The sequence below is a fragment of the Vibrio phycocola genome (assembly GCF_054404255.1).
Genome location: NZ_JBTAMQ010000002.1, coordinates 308,232 through 327,115 on the forward strand (window position 1 = coordinate 308,232; position 18,884 = coordinate 327,115).

At 39.1% G+C, this 18,884-nt stretch carries 25 protein-coding genes; 13 read left to right on the top strand and 12 right to left on the bottom strand.

The genetic code is table 11. From position 1 onward, the window contains the following. Positions 1-45 precede the first annotated feature (45 nt). A complete protein-coding gene (locus ACXJY6_RS05030) occupies positions 46-756 on the bottom strand; it encodes an SDR family NAD(P)-dependent oxidoreductase (RefSeq protein WP_456050981.1) in 711 nt (236 codons plus the stop codon). A gap of 297 nt (positions 757-1,053) precedes the next feature. Between ACXJY6_RS05030 and ACXJY6_RS05035 the strand changes: the two genes are divergently transcribed. The 3 genes from ACXJY6_RS05035 (at position 1,054) to ACXJY6_RS05045 (ending at position 2,519) form a co-directional block, all read left to right on the top strand. Further along, positions 1,054-1,488, top strand: a complete 435-nt coding sequence (locus ACXJY6_RS05035; RefSeq protein ID WP_456050980.1) for a DUF2753 family protein — start codon at positions 1,054-1,056, stop codon at positions 1,486-1,488. 221 nt (positions 1,489-1,709) lie between these two features. Then, on the top strand, positions 1,710-2,219 hold the full coding sequence (sodN, locus tag ACXJY6_RS05040; RefSeq protein WP_456050979.1) for a superoxide dismutase, Ni: 510 nt from the start codon (positions 1,710-1,712) through the stop codon (positions 2,217-2,219). 6 nt (positions 2,220-2,225) lie between these two features. After that, entirely contained in the window at positions 2,226-2,519 is a 294-nt protein-coding gene (locus tag ACXJY6_RS05045) for a S24/S26 family peptidase (RefSeq protein WP_456050978.1), read from the top strand. 54 nt (positions 2,520-2,573) lie between these two features. Here ACXJY6_RS05045 and ACXJY6_RS05050 read toward each other — a convergent pair whose 3' ends face one another. The 3 genes from ACXJY6_RS05050 to ACXJY6_RS05060 all read right to left on the bottom strand — a co-directional run bounded on the left by ACXJY6_RS05050 (position 2,574) and on the right by ACXJY6_RS05060 (position 5,016). Continuing rightward, entirely contained in the window at positions 2,574-3,113 is a 540-nt protein-coding gene (locus tag ACXJY6_RS05050; RefSeq protein ID WP_458767608.1) for a DUF924 family protein, read from the bottom strand. Between the two features lie 146 nt (positions 3,114-3,259). Continuing rightward, positions 3,260-4,027 (bottom strand): DUF1499 domain-containing protein, encoded by a 768-nt coding sequence (locus ACXJY6_RS05055; RefSeq protein ID WP_458767609.1) that lies wholly within the window; start codon positions 4,025-4,027, stop codon positions 3,260-3,262. Between the two features lie 122 nt (positions 4,028-4,149). Then, complete coding sequence (locus ACXJY6_RS05060; RefSeq protein ID WP_456050970.1) at positions 4,150-5,016, bottom strand: LysR family transcriptional regulator; 867 nt, start codon at positions 5,014-5,016, stop codon at positions 4,150-4,152. Positions 5,017-5,149: 133 nt separating this feature from the next. On the opposite strand from ACXJY6_RS05060, the gene ACXJY6_RS05065 reads away from it, so the two are divergent. Next, positions 5,150-6,094 carry a glutathione S-transferase family protein gene (locus tag ACXJY6_RS05065; protein WP_458767610.1) on the top strand — a complete coding sequence of 315 codons (945 nt, stop codon included), beginning with the start codon at positions 5,150-5,152 and terminating at the stop codon, positions 6,092-6,094. A 50-nt stretch (positions 6,095-6,144) separates the two neighbouring features. Then, positions 6,145-6,732, top strand: coding sequence for an FMN-dependent NADH-azoreductase (locus tag ACXJY6_RS05070; protein WP_458767611.1), 588 nt, complete (start codon positions 6,145-6,147; stop codon positions 6,730-6,732). Between the two features lie 92 nt (positions 6,733-6,824). Here the strand turns inward: ACXJY6_RS05070 and ACXJY6_RS05075 are convergent, their stop codons facing one another. Next, complete coding sequence (locus ACXJY6_RS05075) at positions 6,825-7,973, bottom strand: alpha-hydroxy acid oxidase (RefSeq protein ID WP_458767612.1); 1,149 nt, start codon at positions 7,971-7,973, stop codon at positions 6,825-6,827. A 330-nt stretch (positions 7,974-8,303) separates the two neighbouring features. On the opposite strand from ACXJY6_RS05075, the gene ACXJY6_RS05080 reads away from it, so the two are divergent. Further along, the gene (locus ACXJY6_RS05080; protein ID WP_458767613.1) at positions 8,304-8,558 is read left to right on the top strand and encodes a type B 50S ribosomal protein L31; all 255 of its coding nucleotides are present in this window, start codon (positions 8,304-8,306) and stop codon (positions 8,556-8,558) included. Next, positions 8,555-8,695 (top strand): type B 50S ribosomal protein L36, encoded by a 141-nt coding sequence (ykgO, locus tag ACXJY6_RS05085; RefSeq protein WP_458767614.1) that lies wholly within the window; start codon positions 8,555-8,557, stop codon positions 8,693-8,695. Before ACXJY6_RS05080 ends, ykgO begins: the two co-directional genes overlap by 4 nt. A 114-nt stretch (positions 8,696-8,809) precedes the next feature. Here ykgO and ACXJY6_RS05090 read toward each other — a convergent pair whose 3' ends face one another. Together ACXJY6_RS05090 and ACXJY6_RS05095 are read right to left on the bottom strand one after the other, a co-directional pair. Next, positions 8,810-9,178 carry a VanZ family protein gene (locus ACXJY6_RS05090; RefSeq protein ID WP_458767615.1) on the bottom strand — a complete coding sequence of 123 codons (369 nt, stop codon included), beginning with the start codon at positions 9,176-9,178 and terminating at the stop codon, positions 8,810-8,812. Positions 9,179-9,257: 79 nt separating this feature from the next. Beyond that, on the bottom strand, positions 9,258-10,214 hold the full coding sequence (locus tag ACXJY6_RS05095) for an acyltransferase family protein (protein WP_458767616.1): 957 nt from the start codon (positions 10,212-10,214) through the stop codon (positions 9,258-9,260). Between the two features lie 342 nt (positions 10,215-10,556). Between ACXJY6_RS05095 and queC the strand changes: the two genes are divergently transcribed. From queC to queE, 3 genes are read left to right on the top strand one after another with little or no spacing between them, the layout of a single operon-like run. Then, positions 10,557-11,264, top strand: a complete 708-nt coding sequence (queC, locus tag ACXJY6_RS05100; protein WP_458767617.1) for a 7-cyano-7-deazaguanine synthase QueC — start codon at positions 10,557-10,559, stop codon at positions 11,262-11,264. 2 nt (positions 11,265-11,266) lie between these two features. Beyond that, a complete protein-coding gene (gene queD / locus ACXJY6_RS05105) occupies positions 11,267-11,623 on the top strand; it encodes a 6-carboxytetrahydropterin synthase QueD (RefSeq protein ID WP_458767618.1) in 357 nt (118 codons plus the stop codon). Then, on the top strand, positions 11,620-12,318 hold the full coding sequence (gene queE / locus ACXJY6_RS05110) for a 7-carboxy-7-deazaguanine synthase QueE (RefSeq protein WP_458767619.1): 699 nt from the start codon (positions 11,620-11,622) through the stop codon (positions 12,316-12,318). Before queD ends, queE begins: the two co-directional genes overlap by 4 nt. Before the next feature lie 43 nt (positions 12,319-12,361). Here queE and ACXJY6_RS05115 read toward each other — a convergent pair whose 3' ends face one another. The 3 genes from ACXJY6_RS05115 to ACXJY6_RS05125 all read right to left on the bottom strand — a co-directional run bounded on the left by ACXJY6_RS05115 (position 12,362) and on the right by ACXJY6_RS05125 (position 14,048). Further along, positions 12,362-12,781: a GNAT family acetyltransferase gene (locus ACXJY6_RS05115; RefSeq protein ID WP_456050958.1), complete on the bottom strand. Its 420-nt coding sequence runs from the start codon at positions 12,779-12,781 to the stop codon at positions 12,362-12,364. 75 nt (positions 12,782-12,856) lie between these two features. After that, positions 12,857-13,549 carry a cupin domain-containing protein gene (locus ACXJY6_RS05120; protein WP_456050957.1) on the bottom strand — a complete coding sequence of 231 codons (693 nt, stop codon included), beginning with the start codon at positions 13,547-13,549 and terminating at the stop codon, positions 12,857-12,859. Positions 13,550-13,679: 130 nt separating this feature from the next. Continuing rightward, complete coding sequence (locus tag ACXJY6_RS05125) at positions 13,680-14,048, bottom strand: VOC family protein (RefSeq protein WP_456050956.1); 369 nt, start codon at positions 14,046-14,048, stop codon at positions 13,680-13,682. A 319-nt stretch (positions 14,049-14,367) separates the two neighbouring features. Between ACXJY6_RS05125 and ACXJY6_RS05130 the strand changes: the two genes are divergently transcribed. Together ACXJY6_RS05130 and ACXJY6_RS05135 are read left to right on the top strand one after the other, a co-directional pair. Further along, positions 14,368-15,192: a CmcJ/NvfI family oxidoreductase gene (locus ACXJY6_RS05130; protein WP_458767620.1), complete on the top strand. Its 825-nt coding sequence runs from the start codon at positions 14,368-14,370 to the stop codon at positions 15,190-15,192. Between the two features lie 183 nt (positions 15,193-15,375). Beyond that, entirely contained in the window at positions 15,376-15,894 is a 519-nt protein-coding gene (locus ACXJY6_RS05135) for a TetR/AcrR family transcriptional regulator (RefSeq protein WP_456050954.1), read from the top strand. 93 nt (positions 15,895-15,987) lie between these two features. Here ACXJY6_RS05135 and ACXJY6_RS05140 read toward each other — a convergent pair whose 3' ends face one another. Further along, positions 15,988-16,938 carry an acyltransferase family protein gene (locus tag ACXJY6_RS05140; RefSeq protein ID WP_458767621.1) on the bottom strand — a complete coding sequence of 317 codons (951 nt, stop codon included), beginning with the start codon at positions 16,936-16,938 and terminating at the stop codon, positions 15,988-15,990. A 508-nt stretch (positions 16,939-17,446) separates the two neighbouring features. Next, positions 17,447-17,884: a hypothetical protein gene (locus ACXJY6_RS05145; RefSeq protein ID WP_456050953.1), complete on the bottom strand. Its 438-nt coding sequence runs from the start codon at positions 17,882-17,884 to the stop codon at positions 17,447-17,449. A 296-nt stretch (positions 17,885-18,180) separates the two neighbouring features. On the opposite strand from ACXJY6_RS05145, the gene imuA reads away from it, so the two are divergent. Continuing rightward, the gene (imuA, locus tag ACXJY6_RS05150; RefSeq protein ID WP_458767702.1) at positions 18,181-18,882 is read left to right on the top strand and encodes a translesion DNA synthesis-associated protein ImuA; all 702 of its coding nucleotides are present in this window, start codon (positions 18,181-18,183) and stop codon (positions 18,880-18,882) included. Positions 18,883-18,884: the final 2 nt, after the last annotated feature.

An 18,884-nucleotide genomic window follows, 5' to 3' on the forward strand; every position in this document is an offset into this window, starting at 1 on the left:
TTTTACTCTCATAATGAACAAGAAAACCATCAAGTCTTTAAAATTTTACTCCACAGAATAACGAGTGTGGTTCACCATACCAGCAGCTATTTTTTTAATCAGGTCAGATGCAACGGACTCTGGCGTGCGAAGCTTTCCACTCTCCTTGAAATCAATAAATCGCTCTTTATCAGGAAAGTGAGATACATCAGAATCACGAATCGTTGCCTGCATATTCGTATCCATCACATTCGGATCGTAGTTCACCGCAATAAAAGGAAATTCTTTAGACTCTTCCTCAACGGCTGCGGCATTGATAAAGTTATCGCACGCTGCTTTTGATGCACAATATAGAGACCACCCAGCATAACCTTTACGCGCGGCACCAGATGACAGATTGATGATGGTTTTACGTCCTGAATAATTCCGAAAAACAGCCATAAACACAGAAATGAGAGTCAGGGAGGAAATTTGATTAACGGTAATATTACTTCTGATATCACTCGATTTTAGATTCCCAATCGAGGTTATAGGGTTTAAGTCACCGGCATTGTTGATGTACACAATTTCATCCCACGATCGAGCCGCCAGTTCCAAAAATAAAGTGTGACTTAATGCATCAACGGATTCAACATTCGCCAGATTGCAATAAACATTATGCTCAGTTGTACCAGAACGAGATAATTCAATAACCTCCCACCCAAAGCTCTCTGCATATTGTCCAACAAGTGCCTTTCCTAACCCTCGAGAGCCGCCCGTAATTATTGCTAATTTCATTACTTATCTCCAAGACATACCAACCCAGTTGAGTCCTAGCATTCACACACTATGAAATACACGATTTAACGTGAACTCAAAACAGGGCAAACCTATTGATAAAGGTAACATTTCTCTTGTGGCTTTTACGAGATCATTCTCCTGATTTTTCTCCTTCACATTTTAAATATGTTATCCCTAATCGGTTATTTGGTGCGTCATACGAAGCTTATGCTTAAGAAAGTACTTTACAACCCCTGAAGCAATAACGATAATCATTCTCATTATTATTTACATTAATGATTAGCAGGAATCATTATGGAGACATGGCAGGCCTTGATGGTAGAAGGTAACCGTCTATTTGATCATCAAAAATGGACAAGAGCATTAAGTCACTATCAGAGAGCAATTGCTCTTCTAGAGAAGTCTTCTCGTAGTGAAATGGTAAATATTCAGCAGTTAATTCAAGGATGGGTATGTGGCTATCACAACATAGCGGCAACTTACGAACGCCAAGAGTTAACTGAACTTACCCGAGATGCTCTAATGATTCCGTTTCGCCGAATGTTAACACTTTCAAATGATCCAAGTGCCTCACAAGAAGTGAAATTTGCTGCAAGTTCTGCTTTAAAAATCACCTTACCGCCCTTGCTAGAATTCGCAAACAATCATCCTGAAGAATCGAAATTTATAAATGACGTTATAAAACAGGTAATCACATACGAGAACGTCGGTGTTCGAACACTACATTAATTAGGGGTAACCAATGCTTAGAAACATAAAAAACACCTGCACATTCGCTGTACTGTACGCTGCATCATCTAGCGCTTTTGCTCATGCTGGTCACGATCACAGCTCAAATACATCCTTTTTAATCCATGCTCTATGGATTGCACCAACTGTTTTTGCAAGTTACATAGCGTTTCTTGCGTTCAAAAACAGAAATCGTAAATCACCAACAAAGGGGCATAAAAATGTTGCATAGTATTATTCAGTATTTAGACCATAAGAAACCACTCACTACGGTTTCTGCACATTGTGATATTCCGTGCAAAATTTATGATCCTAGCGCCGCACAAATCGCAGCCCTGACGATAATCCGTATGGTCGACCTCATTGGTGAAATCGAAGCAACTCATAAAACGTTAGATGTACCAACATTGGCGGAATACCAACGTCTTATTGCTCAAAAAGAAGAACATGGAATTAAGGTAAAGCAAGAAATCATCACTATTTGGGGTGACTATATTAAAGCACCGCAACTAGAAGCCTTCCCTGAACTGCATGAGTTGACTCACTCGATTATGTTGCTAAGTTCAAAAGCCAAACAAACCATTAATAAAGATGTGAGTCTTGAGCTTCTGGATAAAGTGAACCGCTTTGCAGAAATCTTTTGGGAAACTAAAGGCGTGAAGACCTTTAGCGCAACGTGCCCTTACCCACCTCAACAAGTGGTGGTTTATCCTGACTTAAAGGAAGCTTAACCTTTGTTGAGCGTTAATAGAGTTGCCGGGCTGAGTATGTCTCCACGTATTCCAGACGGCAGCTACCTTATTTTTCACCACTTTATTTACCGTTCTCTCATAACTATTGGCAAAGTCGTTAAAGTTGACCATCCTCGTTATGGATTGATTGTCAAAAAAGTCATCAATATCGATCCACAGGGCAACTATTGGCTTGAAGGTTTGAATGGGCATAGTGTGAGTAGCCTCGAAATTGGAGCCATCAAACTTGAAATGATTGTGGGTATTTCCGTTTACAACATTAAAAGTAAGTCTTGTTAATCACCACTCTCATCGCTTTTCATTTCACCTCACTTATCTGTCACATGATCAGATTTAAAATGACGAACCGGGTTCATTTAGGAATGCAATTTCAGCCTCAGATGAAATTCGACCTAGTATTTCATTGCGATGAGGATAGCGACCAAATCGTTCGATGATTTCTTTATGCTTAATTTCGAACTCAAGATTCGATGGAATACCATTGTTTTCAAAAAGCTTAACGGCAACGTTATGAATCGCCAATGACTCACTATGCATGTAAGGCATATATAAAAAGCTTCGTTCGATTGGACTCAGCTCCAAATGCGCATTCACAGCGATAGCCTCCTGCGATAAGACTAATGCCATCGGGTCGGAAGAAAACGATCGAGGGGTATCTCTAAACATATTCCGAGAAAATTGGTCCAAAATGATCACTTCGGCTAAGCGACCATATGCCTGTTTTCTCCACTCAAACAATTCACCTCGACATGCTGATTCGTATGTGTCGAGAAATCGATGTTGGATCAGGTTATCGAATTCTTCATCTTTCACCCACCACTTAGCAGGCTCGGTTTCTTCAAACCAAAAAGACAGAATGTCTTCATATTTCATAACACTCTCCTTATTGCGATTACATCGATTAATGGCATTGATTGCAATGTACAACCAAAACAAATTTGGTTCTTAATAACATCATTTCGATAAAAAATACCCAACATCGCCTGCCTGCGACATTGGGTATTTCGACTTAACAGGAATTAATATGTTGAGATAAATGTTCTCACGCGTTCGGCATTTTTACCTTGGTCTCCACGTCCTACTCGTGAATGAGAACGAATATCCACAATGCTAGAGTTGGCCTCATCACCGCTAACTCGAATCACAACATCATCTTTGAAACCAAAGAATAGTGTGGAATCAATTGCTTCGATAGTCCCAGAAGCACTGTCTTGATGAACAACCTCCCACCCTAGTTTTTCTGCAACTTCAACAGCTCGGTTAAAAGCATCAGCCGGTGAAAGCGTGGATTTAATTGGCGCAATATCAGGGAATAACTGTGCTTGTAGTTTAGGTCCATTCTCTGGATACACTAAAGTATTGCTTTTTTCAGGGCGCATCGAAACCACTGCAACATACTGTGGAGGATTAAGTGTATCGGTCGAAATATCATTTAGCGGCGGTGTTCTTCCCGCACCAGGAGGCGGTCCACCTGCAGATTCACCGGCAAAGAGAGGCATTCCTTTTGGTACAACGAGAGTTGCAGTACCAAGTGGTATCGCAATCAGCACAACCGCTAACACAGAAAGCACAACACTTGAACGACGTTTTAACGCAAAAAGTAGAACTAATACAGCGAAGGGAAGAACTCCAAGTAGGCCAACCTGAATTATCGAGCGCAATACGCCTGTAGCGTCTCTAAATCCCATACTTCCCATTCTTACTGACATAAGCGGATAGACAGCCGCAATAAGGAATAAGATGCTCACAATTAACGCTAGCCATGACCATAACTTAGGGGTTTTCATTCATTTTCTCCATAAATATTTAATAGTTATTATTCTCAACATCATTGCATAAATTTATTAAGGATGAACAGCACCTTATTGAGTTTTTGCGAAATTTTTTCAATTTTCATTTACTGTAAAGATTAGAACGAGTTCCAGACAAATTCCGCTACTTTACCTTCCATTCGATTTTTCTTTTTCGCGATATAAATCGGTGTTGTATCATCGTCTTCTAACCAATCCAATGCCACCAACTTTCCAGTCTCTAAATCTTCTTGGATCAGTGGTAATGGTAATCGCCCCCAACCCAATCCATGCAGAATAATGTCACGCTTAGAATTGGTATCAGATACTTTCCATTGCAACGATTGACTGTGAACTCCAACACCATAGTCATCTTCAGGAATGGTACTGCGCTGTATGATTTGCGGATAAGGGTATAAATCACGAATGGATTGCTTTGCTCTTGGAATATCAAGAAACGGATGATTCCCCGACACGGTCAAAACCATTTTCACTTCATCAATGAGTTTGTAATCCAGATCTTTTTTATTGCGAATCGTTTCAAAAATGGCCAAATCCACTTTATCGGAATTGAGCATTCGCTCTCCACTTAAAATTTCTCTCTCCAGTTGAATCTGCGTTTGAGGGAAGGCTTTCATCGCATTCGCAATGATAGGGTGCACAACCTCCATGCCATAAATACCCGTAATGCTCAACCGCAAGCACGACTCAATATGGGATTCTAATTGTGAGCACTTCACCAGTAAATGATCGTATTCATCCAATAAGGTTTTCGAGCTAGTTAAGAAGTCTCGACCTTTTGCCGTCAGTTGGCTTTTATACCCACTACGTTCAATCACTTTAAAACCCAATTGTTCTTCAAGGCGTTTAATTGAATAGATCAAAGCAGACTTAGCTTTGCCTTGTTTTTCCGCAGCCATCGAAAAACTGCCCGCCTCGACCAACGCTTTAAGGCATTGGATTTGTTCAATTGTAATATGATGCATGGTCTAAATTTAGCACAAATAATACCAAAAATAAGGCTTTTTTTTATTTAGTAAAACTCTATGATTTACCTAAGTCACGCGATAAAACCGCCAACGAATAACCTCATTTACACATAAGATTTAAGGGGAAGATATGGGAAAGTTAATAGATGGCCAATGGGTCGAAGGCAGCATTATTTCAAGTAACAATAGTGGTGCTTATGACCGTATACCACGCTCGTTCCGGGATATTATTTCAAATGATCATCATACATACACACCGGATTCTGGACGCTATCATTTGTACGTTAGCTACGCGTGCCCATGGGCGCACCGAGTGCTAATTTATCGAGAATTAAAAGAGTTACAAGCACATATTAGCGTCAGTGTCGTGCACCCCGATATGCTAGATAAAGGCTGGGGCTTTGCGAAATCATTCGATACGAATATCGACGGTGCAACCGAAGACCATTTATTCGATAGTGCTCAGTTATATGAAGTCTATCAAAAAGCGCAACCCGATATTTCAACCAGTGTTACTGTGCCTATCTTATGGGATAAAAAAACCCACACCATCGTCAATAATGAATCTTCTGAAATCATTCGTATTTTGAATGTGGCCTTTAATGACCTTACCGGTAATCATGACGATTATTATCCTCAAAACCACCAAGCTGACATTGATTCACTCAATGACACGATTTACGAAACCGTAAATAACGGAGTTTATCAGTGTGGGTTTGCAAAAACTCAGGAGGCGTATGATTCTGCGGTCAAACCTCTGTTCGCTACACTGGATACATTAGAAAAACGTTTGGAAAACAGAGATTTCCTCGTTGGAGATCAACTCACTGAAGCCGATATCAGATTGATTCCAACACTTCTACGTTTTGATCTTGTCTACTATATCCACTTCAAGTGCAGCCAAAGACGTATCGCCGATTATCCGAATTTATCGCGCTATATGAAACAGTTATATCAATTAACCGCGGTGAGAAACACCACCAATTTTGAACACATCATGCGCCATTATTACTACTCGCACGAAGGAATCAATCCACACCGTATTATTCCCTTGGTCCCAACCTTTGGTCACTAAATGTAGTTAAATAAAAACAGGCATTAAATCAGCAGCAATTGGAGAAGAAAATGAAAGTGTGGCACATTGATTCAAGTGGTAGAGCGCAAACTTCACACAGTAGAAAACTCACTCAACAGTTCATCGAAAGTTTGTCGAACAAAACAAAGATCTCCACTCAGGCGCTCGATGTCTCAGGTGGTCTCCCTTTTCTGACAGACACCATGATTAAAAGCTATTTCACGCCCGATGACCAACGTACCACTGAGCAACAAGCAGCTTTAGCCGTTTCAAATAACATTGTCTCGCTCGCCAAAGAATCTGACGTGTGGATTATTGGTGTACCGATCTACAACTTTTCGATGCCCGCTGCCTTTAAAGCGTTTATCGATCTGCTATTACGCTCTAAAGAAACATTCACTTATGGGGAAAATGGACCCATTGGTTTGTTGGAAAATAAACGCGTTTTTATCGTAGTTACGTCCGGTAGTACGGAAATTGGCAGCGACTACGACTTTCTCACTCCTTGGCTAGTTCATTGTTTAAACTTCATTGGTGTTAGTGATGTGCAATTTATCCATGCTGATCAATATCGCCCCGAAAAAGATCAAGCAATCACCGATCAAATCGAAACGATGACCACAGAACTCGCTCTCTAGTTTTCAGTATTAAAAACGCAAAGCACCCACAAAACTAATGGCTTGATACACCACTAGTCTTGTGGGTGCTTCTTTAATAAGTAATGACTAAATTACGAGCGAAAACGTAAGTTCTCTCTCGATAATTGATCAATACTGGTTTTCCCCATCAGCTTCATATCGCGCTCAAGCTCTGCTTTCATCAAACCAAGCGCTCTTTCGACACCGGGTTGTCCTGCAGCTGCAAGTGGATAAAGATACATTCGCCCAATCCCGACGGCTTTCGCACCTAATGATAGTGCTTTAAGAACATGTGTTCCTCGCTGGACGCCACTATCAAAAATCACATCAATCTCATCGCCGACTTCATCGACAATTTCAGCAAGTTGATCAAATGAGCTTCGAGAGCCATCAAGCTGTCTGCCCCCATGATTCGATACGATGATACCCGTACAACCAATTTCTACCGCTTTTCGTGCATCTTCTCTGCTCATTACACCTTTTAAACAAAACTCTCCGTCCCAAAATTTCACCATTTCAGCCACGTCATCCCAATCCATCGAAGGATCGAGCATGTTGGTAAAATAGTCACCAATCGACATCGCGCCATTGCTCATGTCAACATGTTCATCTAACTGAGGTAAACGAAATTTTTCATGCGTCACATAGTTGATGCCCCACATCGGCTTAATCGCAAATTGCAGCATGCCATTAAGGGTGAGTTTAAAAGGAATCGAAAAACCCGTGCGTAAGTCACGTTCACGGTTTCCTCCAGTAATCGAATCGACTGTTAGCATCATGACTTGAATGCCAGCTTTCTTTGCCCGCTCCATCATCACTCGATTAAGTGCGCGGTCTTTATGGAAATAAAACTGATAAGCCTGTGGCGTATCTATTTTTTGAGCGATCTCTTCCATACTCACGGTACCGAGAGAAGACACGCCAAAAAGTGTTCCATATTTCTCAGCCGCCCCTGCTACCGCGCGTTCTCCTTCATGGTGAAACAAGCGCTGCAATGCAGTTGGAGAGCAATAAACCGGCATGTCCAACTTCTGCCCCATGACCGTGACAGATAAGTCGACATCTTTAACACCAGTCAGTACATTTGGAATCAAATCACAGGTTTCAAAGGCCTGAGTATTGCGGCGATAAGTTGATTCATCATCAGAACCGCCATCAATGTAATTAAATATAGGGCTAGGTAAGCGCCTTTTAGCGAGCTTGCGAAAATCGTGAAAATTATGGCAGTCATTAAGTCTCATAAAGTAATTCCGTAATTGGTGAAAGCTGATATTTATGCGTATTTATTATTGTTATGTGCTCCCAAACTTTAACGCGTCACACTTCATTTGTTGAATTTTTGTTAAAAAAAAGAGATCTATCACGATAAAAACATAACTTCGTAAATTTGTTGTATACACTGAACCACCTTCGTTATTGCCACTCTCACAAATCCACAACCGTTTCATCTCACTAGAGTCTTACAATTCATTCACCTCCAAAAAATGGTAATGATAATTAATTTCATTTAAGTTGAAGCAATCAGCTTAAAATGATAATGTTATGTTATAACATCACAACCAGGATTTATCATGAAACATAATATTCACCCAGATTACCAAGACGTTGTTTTCCACGACACAGCAGCTGATAAATACTTCATCATAGGTTCAACCCTTAAAACTGAGCGTACTTTCGAATACCAAGGTAAGACCTACCCATACATGACACTTGATGTGTCCAGCGCCTCTCATCCGTTTTATACTGGTGAGCAGCGAATCGTCAAGCAAGACGGACAGGTGTCTAAATTCAACAGTCGTTTTGGTAAAATTGGGAGTCGTTCATGAAAGTATTAAGTTCTTTAAAGAGTGCAAAAAACCGCAGCCCTGATTGCCAAATCGTCAAACGTCGTGGCCGAGTCTATGTGATTTGTAAATCGAACCCCAGATTCAAAGCAGTACAAGGCAAAAGGAAGAAACATTAGTGTGCGGATATTGCATGCTAGGAGAACTTTACATAATTAAAGTGGTTCATAAAAATATAAGCCAGAACGAATGTTTTTCTGAACCACTTATTATATCTAAACTCGCCTTGAGATTTAGTCACCTTTGGGCTTAGTAAGAATAGATTGATTAACTAACTGCGCTATCAACGATCCAATACTCATTCCGGCAACATTTGCCATCAAATCAAACCAGTCACCATATCGGTTAACATACGGTTGTACTAACTCGATACCACCACTCCAAAGCACAAAAAACACACCAATAAGTAACCAGTGTTTGGGTTTACGCAATGCAACAGGAAACATCAATGCCGCATACGCGATAAAATGGTGAGTTTTATCATTTCCAGGAACTGGAGGTAAAACGTCTAATGGGTAGAGTGAGAGAAACGTAATTACAGCAAGAATAACAAGCGTAATATAGAGCCAATATGTTTTAATAATGGAAATCAATGAAGTCATCTACTAGTATCCTTAATGATAGTCATACTTAAACATAGCATAGCTTGGTGATATCACTACGTTCATTATTATTAATAGCCTAAAGCATAATCTTCAATTTTAAATTAGCTTTTATAATAAAATACGATAAAAATACTGAAATCAATATTACAATTAGAGTTAAGAGTGTTGCTTCAAAATCAGTATATTTAATAAAAGCACTTAAGATCAAGGAATGAATAAAATATATAGCCGATGCATACAAGGCCATACTTTTATTCACCCCTTGTATATTTGACTTAATAAATAATATGAAAATAAAAGGACAAACCAATATAAGAGAAACTAAGTTATCAATTCCCCCTTCGCGGTCTTCATGGTAATAATTAATATAAGATTCTCCCAACAAAGCCAATATTCCTATTACGCTAAAACCAAGTGCAAATCTAAATGATACAATAGCATGTAAAGCATACCGATTAATTAAGTAACCTATACAAAAAAATGGGTATGAGAGTAATAGCATATTTCTATGCGCCCAATCATAATTAAATATTGTATTTAAAAATCTACTGTCAAGAATATTGTAGTTCCCTATATATTGAATCAGTACTCCACAAATAAAAGTCATAAAAATCGAAACAATCAAAAAGTTTATTTTTATCTTATGTAATACCAGTAATATAATTGCTGAGCCTAACATCCCAGATACATACCATAAATGATTGTAACCAATGATAAAGTCCATTATAAAAGAAGCTAAACCAGAAAAAGAAATATCGGGAATTGAGAACCAAAAATAGGAATAAAAAACCATCCAAAATACATATAAAATACAAACCCGCTTAAGCCAACTTGATTGGTTTTTTTTAAGCAGTACAGGATAAAAATAGTAACCATTAATAATAAAAAAAATGGGCACAGCAATTCTAAAAATACCATTAACTGTAAGGTACTCACCCAGTTCAGTATACTCTCCTAAAAACCCGGCATGTAGCCCTACTATCATAAAAGCCATTAATAGCTTAAGAATATCCAAAGCGATATTTCTATTCATTTAAACTTCCTAAAAATTCAGTGTCATAGCCGATGCGAGGTCAGAATACCTTTAAATTGTCATGTTTTTGCTCGCTATATGTCATGTTTGTATTCATTATTTGTCATGCTTATACCGACCATGCATTTTAGTGAATATCCTTACTGACAATTAAATCACCAACCAATATTTGCTGTTCAATAACTACAGCCCTTGAATAAATAGTCGCCAATATTGAAAATATAAAGCGAGTTTAACTCCAAGCAAAAATAGACTATTTCACTGAACCTATGATATAAATCCCCACTATTTTATACATTGGCTACCCGTAGCCCCCTGTCGTAGCACCAGGTAAAAAACACTATGAAAGCAATGATCGTTTGTTCCGGCGGGCTAGACTCTGTCACGCTCGCTCATAAAGTCGCCGCAGAAGCGGAGCTTACCTCTCTTGTCTCATTTCATTATGGCCAACGCCATGACAAAGAATTGGACTACGCTGCACGTTGTGCAGAATACTTTGACGTTCCTCATCACATTATCGACATCAGCAATGTTGGCGCACAGTTAACTGGATCTGCCCTCACCGATGATGTAGATGTGCCTGATGGCCACTACGCCGAAGACAGCATGAAACTCACCATTGTCCCGAATCGTAACGCCATTATGCTCACTATTGCTTATGGTATAGCAGCCTCACAAGGCGCTGATACCGTCGCGATAGCCGTTCACGGTGGTGACCACTTCATCTACCCTGACTGTCGTCCTGAATTTATTGAGCAATTCGCAAAAATGCAGAAAATGGCCTTAGATGGCTATGCTGATATTGACCTCTACGCACCGTTTTTACACGGCAGCAAAGCCGATATTGTTACTGCGGGCGCTGCCGTCAGCGTTCCTTTTAATGACACGTGGTCATGCTATAAAGGTGGTGAAAAACACTGTGGCCGTTGCGGTACTTGTGTCGAGCGTCAAGAAGCTTTTAGTGATGCAGGCATTGTAGATCCAACGGACTACGCCGATCCTGACTATTGGAAAAACGCGGTGAAAAACCACGTTCACGGGGAGGCCTAAGCATGTTCCGTATCAACAAAGAATTTCAATTTTCAGCCTCTCATCAGCTCAAACAAATGCCTGCGGATCATCAGTGCGCACGACTGCATGGGCACAACTATGTCGTGGTCGTTGAGCTCTGTTCAGAGTCACTAGATCAATACGGTTTTGTCCGTGATTACAGCGAACTAAAGCTGCTAAAAGACTACATTGATGACACCTTAGATCACAGACACTTGAATGATGTGTTAGGTGATGACTGTGCAACCGCAGAATTATTGGCTAAACACCTATACGATTGGTGTAAGCCACACTGGCCTGAAACCACCGCAGTAAAAGTAAGTGAAACCCCAAAAACATGGGCGGAATATCGACCATGAGCCAACTGATCATTAGCGAAGTATTTGGCCCCACAATACAAGGGGAAGGCGCACTTATTGGCAAACCTACGGTATTTGTTCGTAGCGGTGGTTGCGACTATCGTTGCAACTGGTGCGACACACTTTATGCGGTTGAGAATAAGTATAAAAGTGAATGGAAAACTCAGAGCACTGAAGATGTCTGGGCAAAAATACAAGCGCTTAGCCCGACACCGATACTCGTAACTCTCTCAGGCGGCAATCCTGCCCTTCAAGATTTTTCCGATCTGATTCGTGTCGGCCATAAAGCAGGTTACACCTTTGCTATGGAAACACAAGGCAGTATCTCAAAGCCATGGTTTAGCCAAGTAGATTATTTAACCCTAAGCCCTAAACCGCCGTCATCTGGTATGGAGACCCGCTGGGACAGGTTTGACAAAAGCTTAGCATTAGCCAATAGCCACAGAGCGATTAGCATTAAGCTAGTAATAGCGGATGATATTGATTTTGCGTGGGCATGCGAGGTACAAAAGCGCTATCCAAACTATCCATATTATCTACAACCCTGCAATCTTGACGCTGAAGAAGTGACTTTAGAACAAGGCTTGCAGTCTACTCGCGATCTGATTGATCGCGTGGTTAATGTCGGTTGGCATCAAGCAACGGTGTTGCCACAGCTTCACAATATTCTTTGGGGTACACAACGCGGCGTTTAATATTGATTGCTGTAAAATGGAAGAGGGCGAGTCTATTCGTACACTATGAGTCATGTACGAGCCTTTTTCCTAAACCAACAACGTTATCATTACCGTATCCTAGGGCTTCATAAAACGCGAGTACGTGGTCGTTTGTACTTCTGACTTGTAGGTTTATTTTAGGGCAACCTTTGTTCGAAATTTTCTGCTCTACCGCTTCCATTATTGCCTTACCATATCCGTTTCTTTGAGCATCAGGGCTAACAGCTAAATAATTTATCCATCCTCTATGCCCTTCGTAGCCCCCCATGACAGTCGCCACAATACGCCCCTCGACCACACCAACCAAAAATAAATCAGGATCTACCTTCAATTTACGGTCTATATCATTTCCAGGATTATTTTGAGGTGCAACTAAACCACATTCTTCCCAAAGAGAAATCACAGGATTTCGATCTTTAATTTCGTATTCTCTAATTTTCATATTGTTATTTCTATTGAATATTAAACCCAGCGCAGTTATGAGCAATAAGCAAAATTTTTGTTTTGTAACGCTAACCTAGGCATTTTTTAGTCTGTCGATTTGGTTATGTACATCTGACAAATGCCCCATTTTCATCCAGACTTTTGCCCCTTCTGTGCCTGCTTTCCCATTTATGGTAGAGCCTAACGGTAGACGCAGCCAACTGTGTTTTTCTAGTCGCTCATTGTTTTCGACAAAACAGCCATGAAGAACAAATAACTCAGCCCCATTTGCCACATTTTGTTTAAAAACAGCATTTGGTGCAATATGTAGCAAGCTGACCTCTTCATACTTATCTTCAAATAATGGCGCGATTGATACACCGGGCATGTTTTCATCGGCACAAGGTACAGCGTCATTCATCTGAATATTGACATGAGTTCTATCGCTTGGCTGAAACTGCCACAGTTTAACAAATATTATACAGCCCTCATTTGAACCTGGTTGATGACTTGATTGTGGAGGGTTTCGCACATATGAGCCTGCGGGAAAATCACCATGCTCATCTTGGAATACTCCTTCTAATACAATAAATTCTTCACCTCCAGTATGCACATGAGGTGAAAAATGACTTTGAGGAGCATATTTTACAATACTTGTGGCACGAGCAACTTCGTCCCCTACCCGCTCTAGTAGACGTCTTTCCACACCTTGCATAGGTGATTTTAGCCAAGGTAAAGAGTCAGAGTGAACGAATACTCGTTGCTTAAAATTTGCCGCAATTTCCATAATTTACCTCTTAGTTTATACTGCCATGTATTATCAATGATTATCAACCCAGCAAACTCTGAGTAATAAATAATGTGCAAAAAAGTAAGGCCGGCATATAGCCGACCTCACAAACATGAATGACTTACCATTAGGTCATATGAAAAAAGCAAAGCTTGTTCCCATCTAGATCATAAACGTAAGCACCGTAAAAGAAATCAAAACGTTGCCCAGGCTCACCTCCATCAGTAGCCCCCAATTCAATCGCTTTATTATAAAGAGCTTGAGCACCCTCTATAGAACCACCGGGAATAGCGATTTGTTGACCATTACCGGCTGTTTGTGGATTGTTGTCATGAGGGGTACACACCGCCAGCATAGCACCACCAGCGTCTGTTCCATAAAATTTAATGCGGTCCATTTCCATGACTCTTTTTCCACCGACTAGATCAAGTAGTGCATCGTAAAAAGACACCGCTTTATCCAGATTCTTTGAACCAATTGTCGTGTATCCAATCATTGTTTTAATCCTCATATTCTACGTTTAATTTTTCATTCATATTTGAAGACAATTCATCTATCTGCTTGCAAATACATTATGTTTCGAACGAGACAAACAATACCTACCTACCAGAAGGTAGTCAAACTGTTTTTCACAAATATTTTTAATTTAACTCTTAAGGTGTTGATTTTAATTAATTTTTATATTCTTAGTATGAAAGGAAAAGTATCTATAGGTATTAGCAACGACAAAATTAATTGACAGTTAACGAAATACGACCATAGAATACCTACCAGTAGATAGATTAGTTATATATAAAAATAAAGCAGAGGCAGCCATGAAATACAATATAGAAAAAACGACACTTCATTTCATTAGAAAAGAGTCCACCAGTACGCCTGTTATTCAGTATTCAGGGTTTAATGAAACGCAAGAATACAGTGAGGATTATCTATTCCAAGATGCCGATATTATTGACGCACGTTCATTACCTGATGCTACGTTCAATGTGGATAAGCATGGTTTTGAGCTCGCAACCTTTCAACCCAGCCAAGTCGATTACTTAGATCCTCTAGCTGTAAAAGAATTCTATTATGCAGAGGTAGAGGCTTTGGTTAAAAAGCAACTGGGAGCAAACCATGTAGTGGCTTTTGATCATACTGTACGCCGTGGTATTGAGAACTCTAACCGCCATCCCGCCTACCATATTCATAATGATTACACTGACAAAACGGGCTTAATTCGTGCTCAATCTGAACTGGATGAAGATTTGATGCGTTCATATGCTGGAAAAAGAATGGTACAAATCAATGTTTGGCGCTCTATTGCAGGTGTTGTGCAAAAAGATCCGTTGGCCTTTATGGACTATCAATCACTAGATAAAAACGATCTTGTAACCGCACATATCGAGTTTAACGATATGCATACAGGTGAAAAACATCGAGGTGAGATTTTTGCAGTCAAACAAAACCCAAATCAGAAATGGTATTTCTACTCACAAATGGACTCAAGTGAAGCCGTGCTCATTAAAGGTTTTGACACAGATAAATCTAAAGCTGGTTTTGCGATGCATACTGCTTTTCCATTGTTAGAACAAGGCGCTCACTGTGATCCACGACAAAGTATAGAAACGAGAACTTATGCTTTTTTTGATGACGAGTAGATGGTCGATATACCGGTACCTAGCCAAATATATTGTTGGCTAGGTCATCTTATTAATGCCCATATTCTGATCTTTTTTACACTAAACGAATGTTGAATGATTGGATTACATCATAAAAATGAAAGCGCTTGTATTGAGGTATCTGCTATTAGATAATTACGTCCGCAGATGTAAGGGGTAATCATGAGCAAGAAGGAAAAACTGTTAAAAATCGCTGAAGATAAAGTACGTGCTGGTGGATACAGCAACTTTAGCTTTAGAGAGCTAGCAAATGAAGTGGGTATAAAAAGTGCCAGTGTTCACTACCACTTTCCGACTAAAGCTGACTTAGGTGCCGAATTAGCCCATCAATATACAGACGCATTTTTGGCAGCATTAGGGGATGTTGACCAAATCAAAGCGCAAGGTAAAAACCCGATCGATATCTATACAGCAATTTTCAAACATGCATTATTGACTGACGATAAAATGTGTTTATGTGGTCTTTTGGGTGCTCAAAATGAAAGCTTACCAGAAAAAGTACAAATAGAAGTTAAGCGCTTTTTTAGGAAAAACCTGGCTTGGTTAACAGCCGCGCACACCGCAAATGGCGAAGCAGACCCTGAGCATGCCGCCATCACAACCGTCAGTTTGCTTGAAGGCGCAATGATGATTAGTAAAGCGCTTAATGACCACAGTTATTTCAAACTTGCGACTCAATAGGTACTACATCAGAACTTTGTATCGATAATAAACCCACCGAATAAAATCCCACCCTCGATTTAAGATAAAATATGAATCATGCTTTAGCTAAAACTAAAGCATAAATTTCAATCTCTGATTACCATTAACTATAAAATATGATAATAAGGCAGAAGTTATTATCGTAATTAATGTTAACATTGTGCCACCAAAATCAGTATATTTTTGATATAGAATTAATACTAACTTATGAATAAAATATATAGATGATGAATATAGAGCTAACTCTTTTCCTTTATGTGGAATATTTAATTTTATAAAAAAAAGAAAAACAAAGGGACAAAAAAGCATTAGAGATAAAAAGGTATCAAATCCACCACGCTTCCCATCTTGATAAAAATTAACATAGGACTCTCCTAACAAAGCAAACAAGCCAATTAATATAAATACAATTATTGATCTAAATGAAACATTATCATATAAAGAAAATTTATTGATTAAATACCCTAAACAAAAAAATGGATAGGATAAAAATAATAAATTCCTATAAGTAAAGTCATGCTTTAAAATTTCGTCAGCAATACTTCCTTCATATAAGTGGTAAATTCCAATATATTGCATTAATACACCACATATAAAGGTAAGTATAATAGAAATGATTAATTTTTTCACTGAAATATTTTTTACTGTTGTCAAAATCATTGCAGCTCCTAATAATGCAGGAACATACCATAAATGATAATAACCAATTATAATGTTTTTTAAAAATACTAAGTAAAAAGGGAATTTAGGGTTTTCCATCCAAAAATAAGAGTAAATTATGGTCCAAAAAATATATAGAGTAAAAAATCGTTTAAACCAATATAATTGATTATTTTTTAATAGCACAGGATAAAAATAGAAACCATTAATTAAAAAGAAAATAGGCACTGCAGCCCTAAAAATCCCATGGACAGTAAGGAAGTTCCATAATGGAGAAATATCTCTTAAAAAATCAGAGTGCAGACCCACAACCATTAAAGCCATGGATAATTTAAGAATATCTAAAGCAATATTTCTATTCATTTTCACTTCCCCAAAAATATAATGACTCCAAGATAGCTTCGTTAAATAATCAACTTAAACTGTTTTTTGGACAGAGCCACTAACTATATGACAAAGTAAGACATCATCAGAAATACTCTAAGTCACCGCCTAATCTAAGAGGTATTACCTAAAAAAATCAATATGCACAAATGCGAATAGCAACACCTTACCAATTTAATATTACTAGGTAAAGCCCCTTCATAATTGAGTTCTTAGATATCAAAATAATGAGAAAACATGATGTGATTAGGTCATTCAGATACCACAACCTCAGATCTATACTCTTGTTATAAAGCGAATAATCAATAGTGTCTTTCGTTATCCGATGGTTGAGTCATGCCGACTTCATGGACTTATTCTAAGCGACTCGATGAGCTGCTCTTACAAGGCCACCTATACACTCTTTCTGAAAGTGCTCTGGCACAAAAAAGACCCGTAGCTCATATTAGCTAACGGGTCTTTTTGTAGATAATGCATCTTGGGTTTATTAAACTCCGGTGATGCCCATCTTAATAAATGCTTGTTTAGCCAACACGGCCACAACAAGGTAAGCAATCATCCATACAACCGTCATAACAACGGTCAACCAATACGGTTGCATATCAAACTCTTTCGAATCATCAATTTTATCACGAGTTAACTGATACTTATGCGCAATGAACATCGTAGGGAATAAATACAGTAAAGGAATAATGCTGCTTGAAAGGTGGAGTGAAAGAAACGGAACCAAAAGAATCAAGCAAAGTACAATAAGAGAACCATAAAATAATGTTCTATTCGAGAACTGTTTCTTGCCTAACGTATCAAAATTCACTTTTAAAAAATAGATTGCCGCAAGTGGTCCACCTAAATAGGTGCCAATTGATATTTGCATTGGTGAATATACTTTCTTTGATTTTTCTTCTTTTTTTACATCGTTGCTCATACATAATGCTCGATAATGTTGTACTTACACAGCGTAGTGCTGAAAATCGTCACTCATTATAACTCACCTCACCAACAAGACTGAAATAGAACCCCTGTATTTTATGTAAAAACGTGTGATGTAAACAATTCATTGGCCGAATACTCATTCTTACTCTATTCAATCACTAAAATAAAACACACTTAAATATCAATAAATTAGACTCAAACCACTCTACTTCATCGATCTTTTTCTTGCATAATTAGATTTCAATTTATACTGTATATGCATACAGTTATTTTATATGTAAATTGATGATGAATGAATTTATTGAGCAGTTAAAACAGAAGCAATGGCTATGGCAAGGAAATAAACCCACAGCATTAATGATGCCCGAATCACTGGCCAGTACTGGATTTTCTGAATTTGATCAAAAACTTGAAGGTGGGCTACCTGAGCATGGTGTGATTGATTTGCAATCGCTGGGCGGTATTGGCGAACTGCGTTTACTTTTCCCTCATTTGCGACACGCCGATGATGGTCGTTTGATTGTCTTTATTCAACCACCAGCGCCATTGCATGCTGAAGCCCTAGTTTCGGAACAACTCGACAGTAACCGCGTAATATTGATTCAACCTGATAACAAAAAACACGCATTTTGGGCCGCAGAGCAATGCCTAAAAAGTGGTGCTTGCAGCCATGTGATGTTGTGGTGTGATGACGTAGAAATTCATCAGGCTCGACGTTTTCAAGTGAGTGCAGAAGCAGGCCGATGTCGTCAATTTTTATTTCGTAGCGAACAAAAGTGCGGTTTTTCATTACCGGTTTCCTTATCGATGCAACTTGCTCCCCACCCTCAAGGAATTAAAGCAAAAATAACAAAACGAAAAGGTCGCTGGGAACCAAACCCGTTCACCATCAATATGGCGCAACAATGGCCGCAACTCGTCTTGCAAAAACAACCACAAGTCGTCATTCCATTCCCTTCTAAACAAAAAGTGACTTGGCAGCGAGGTTAATC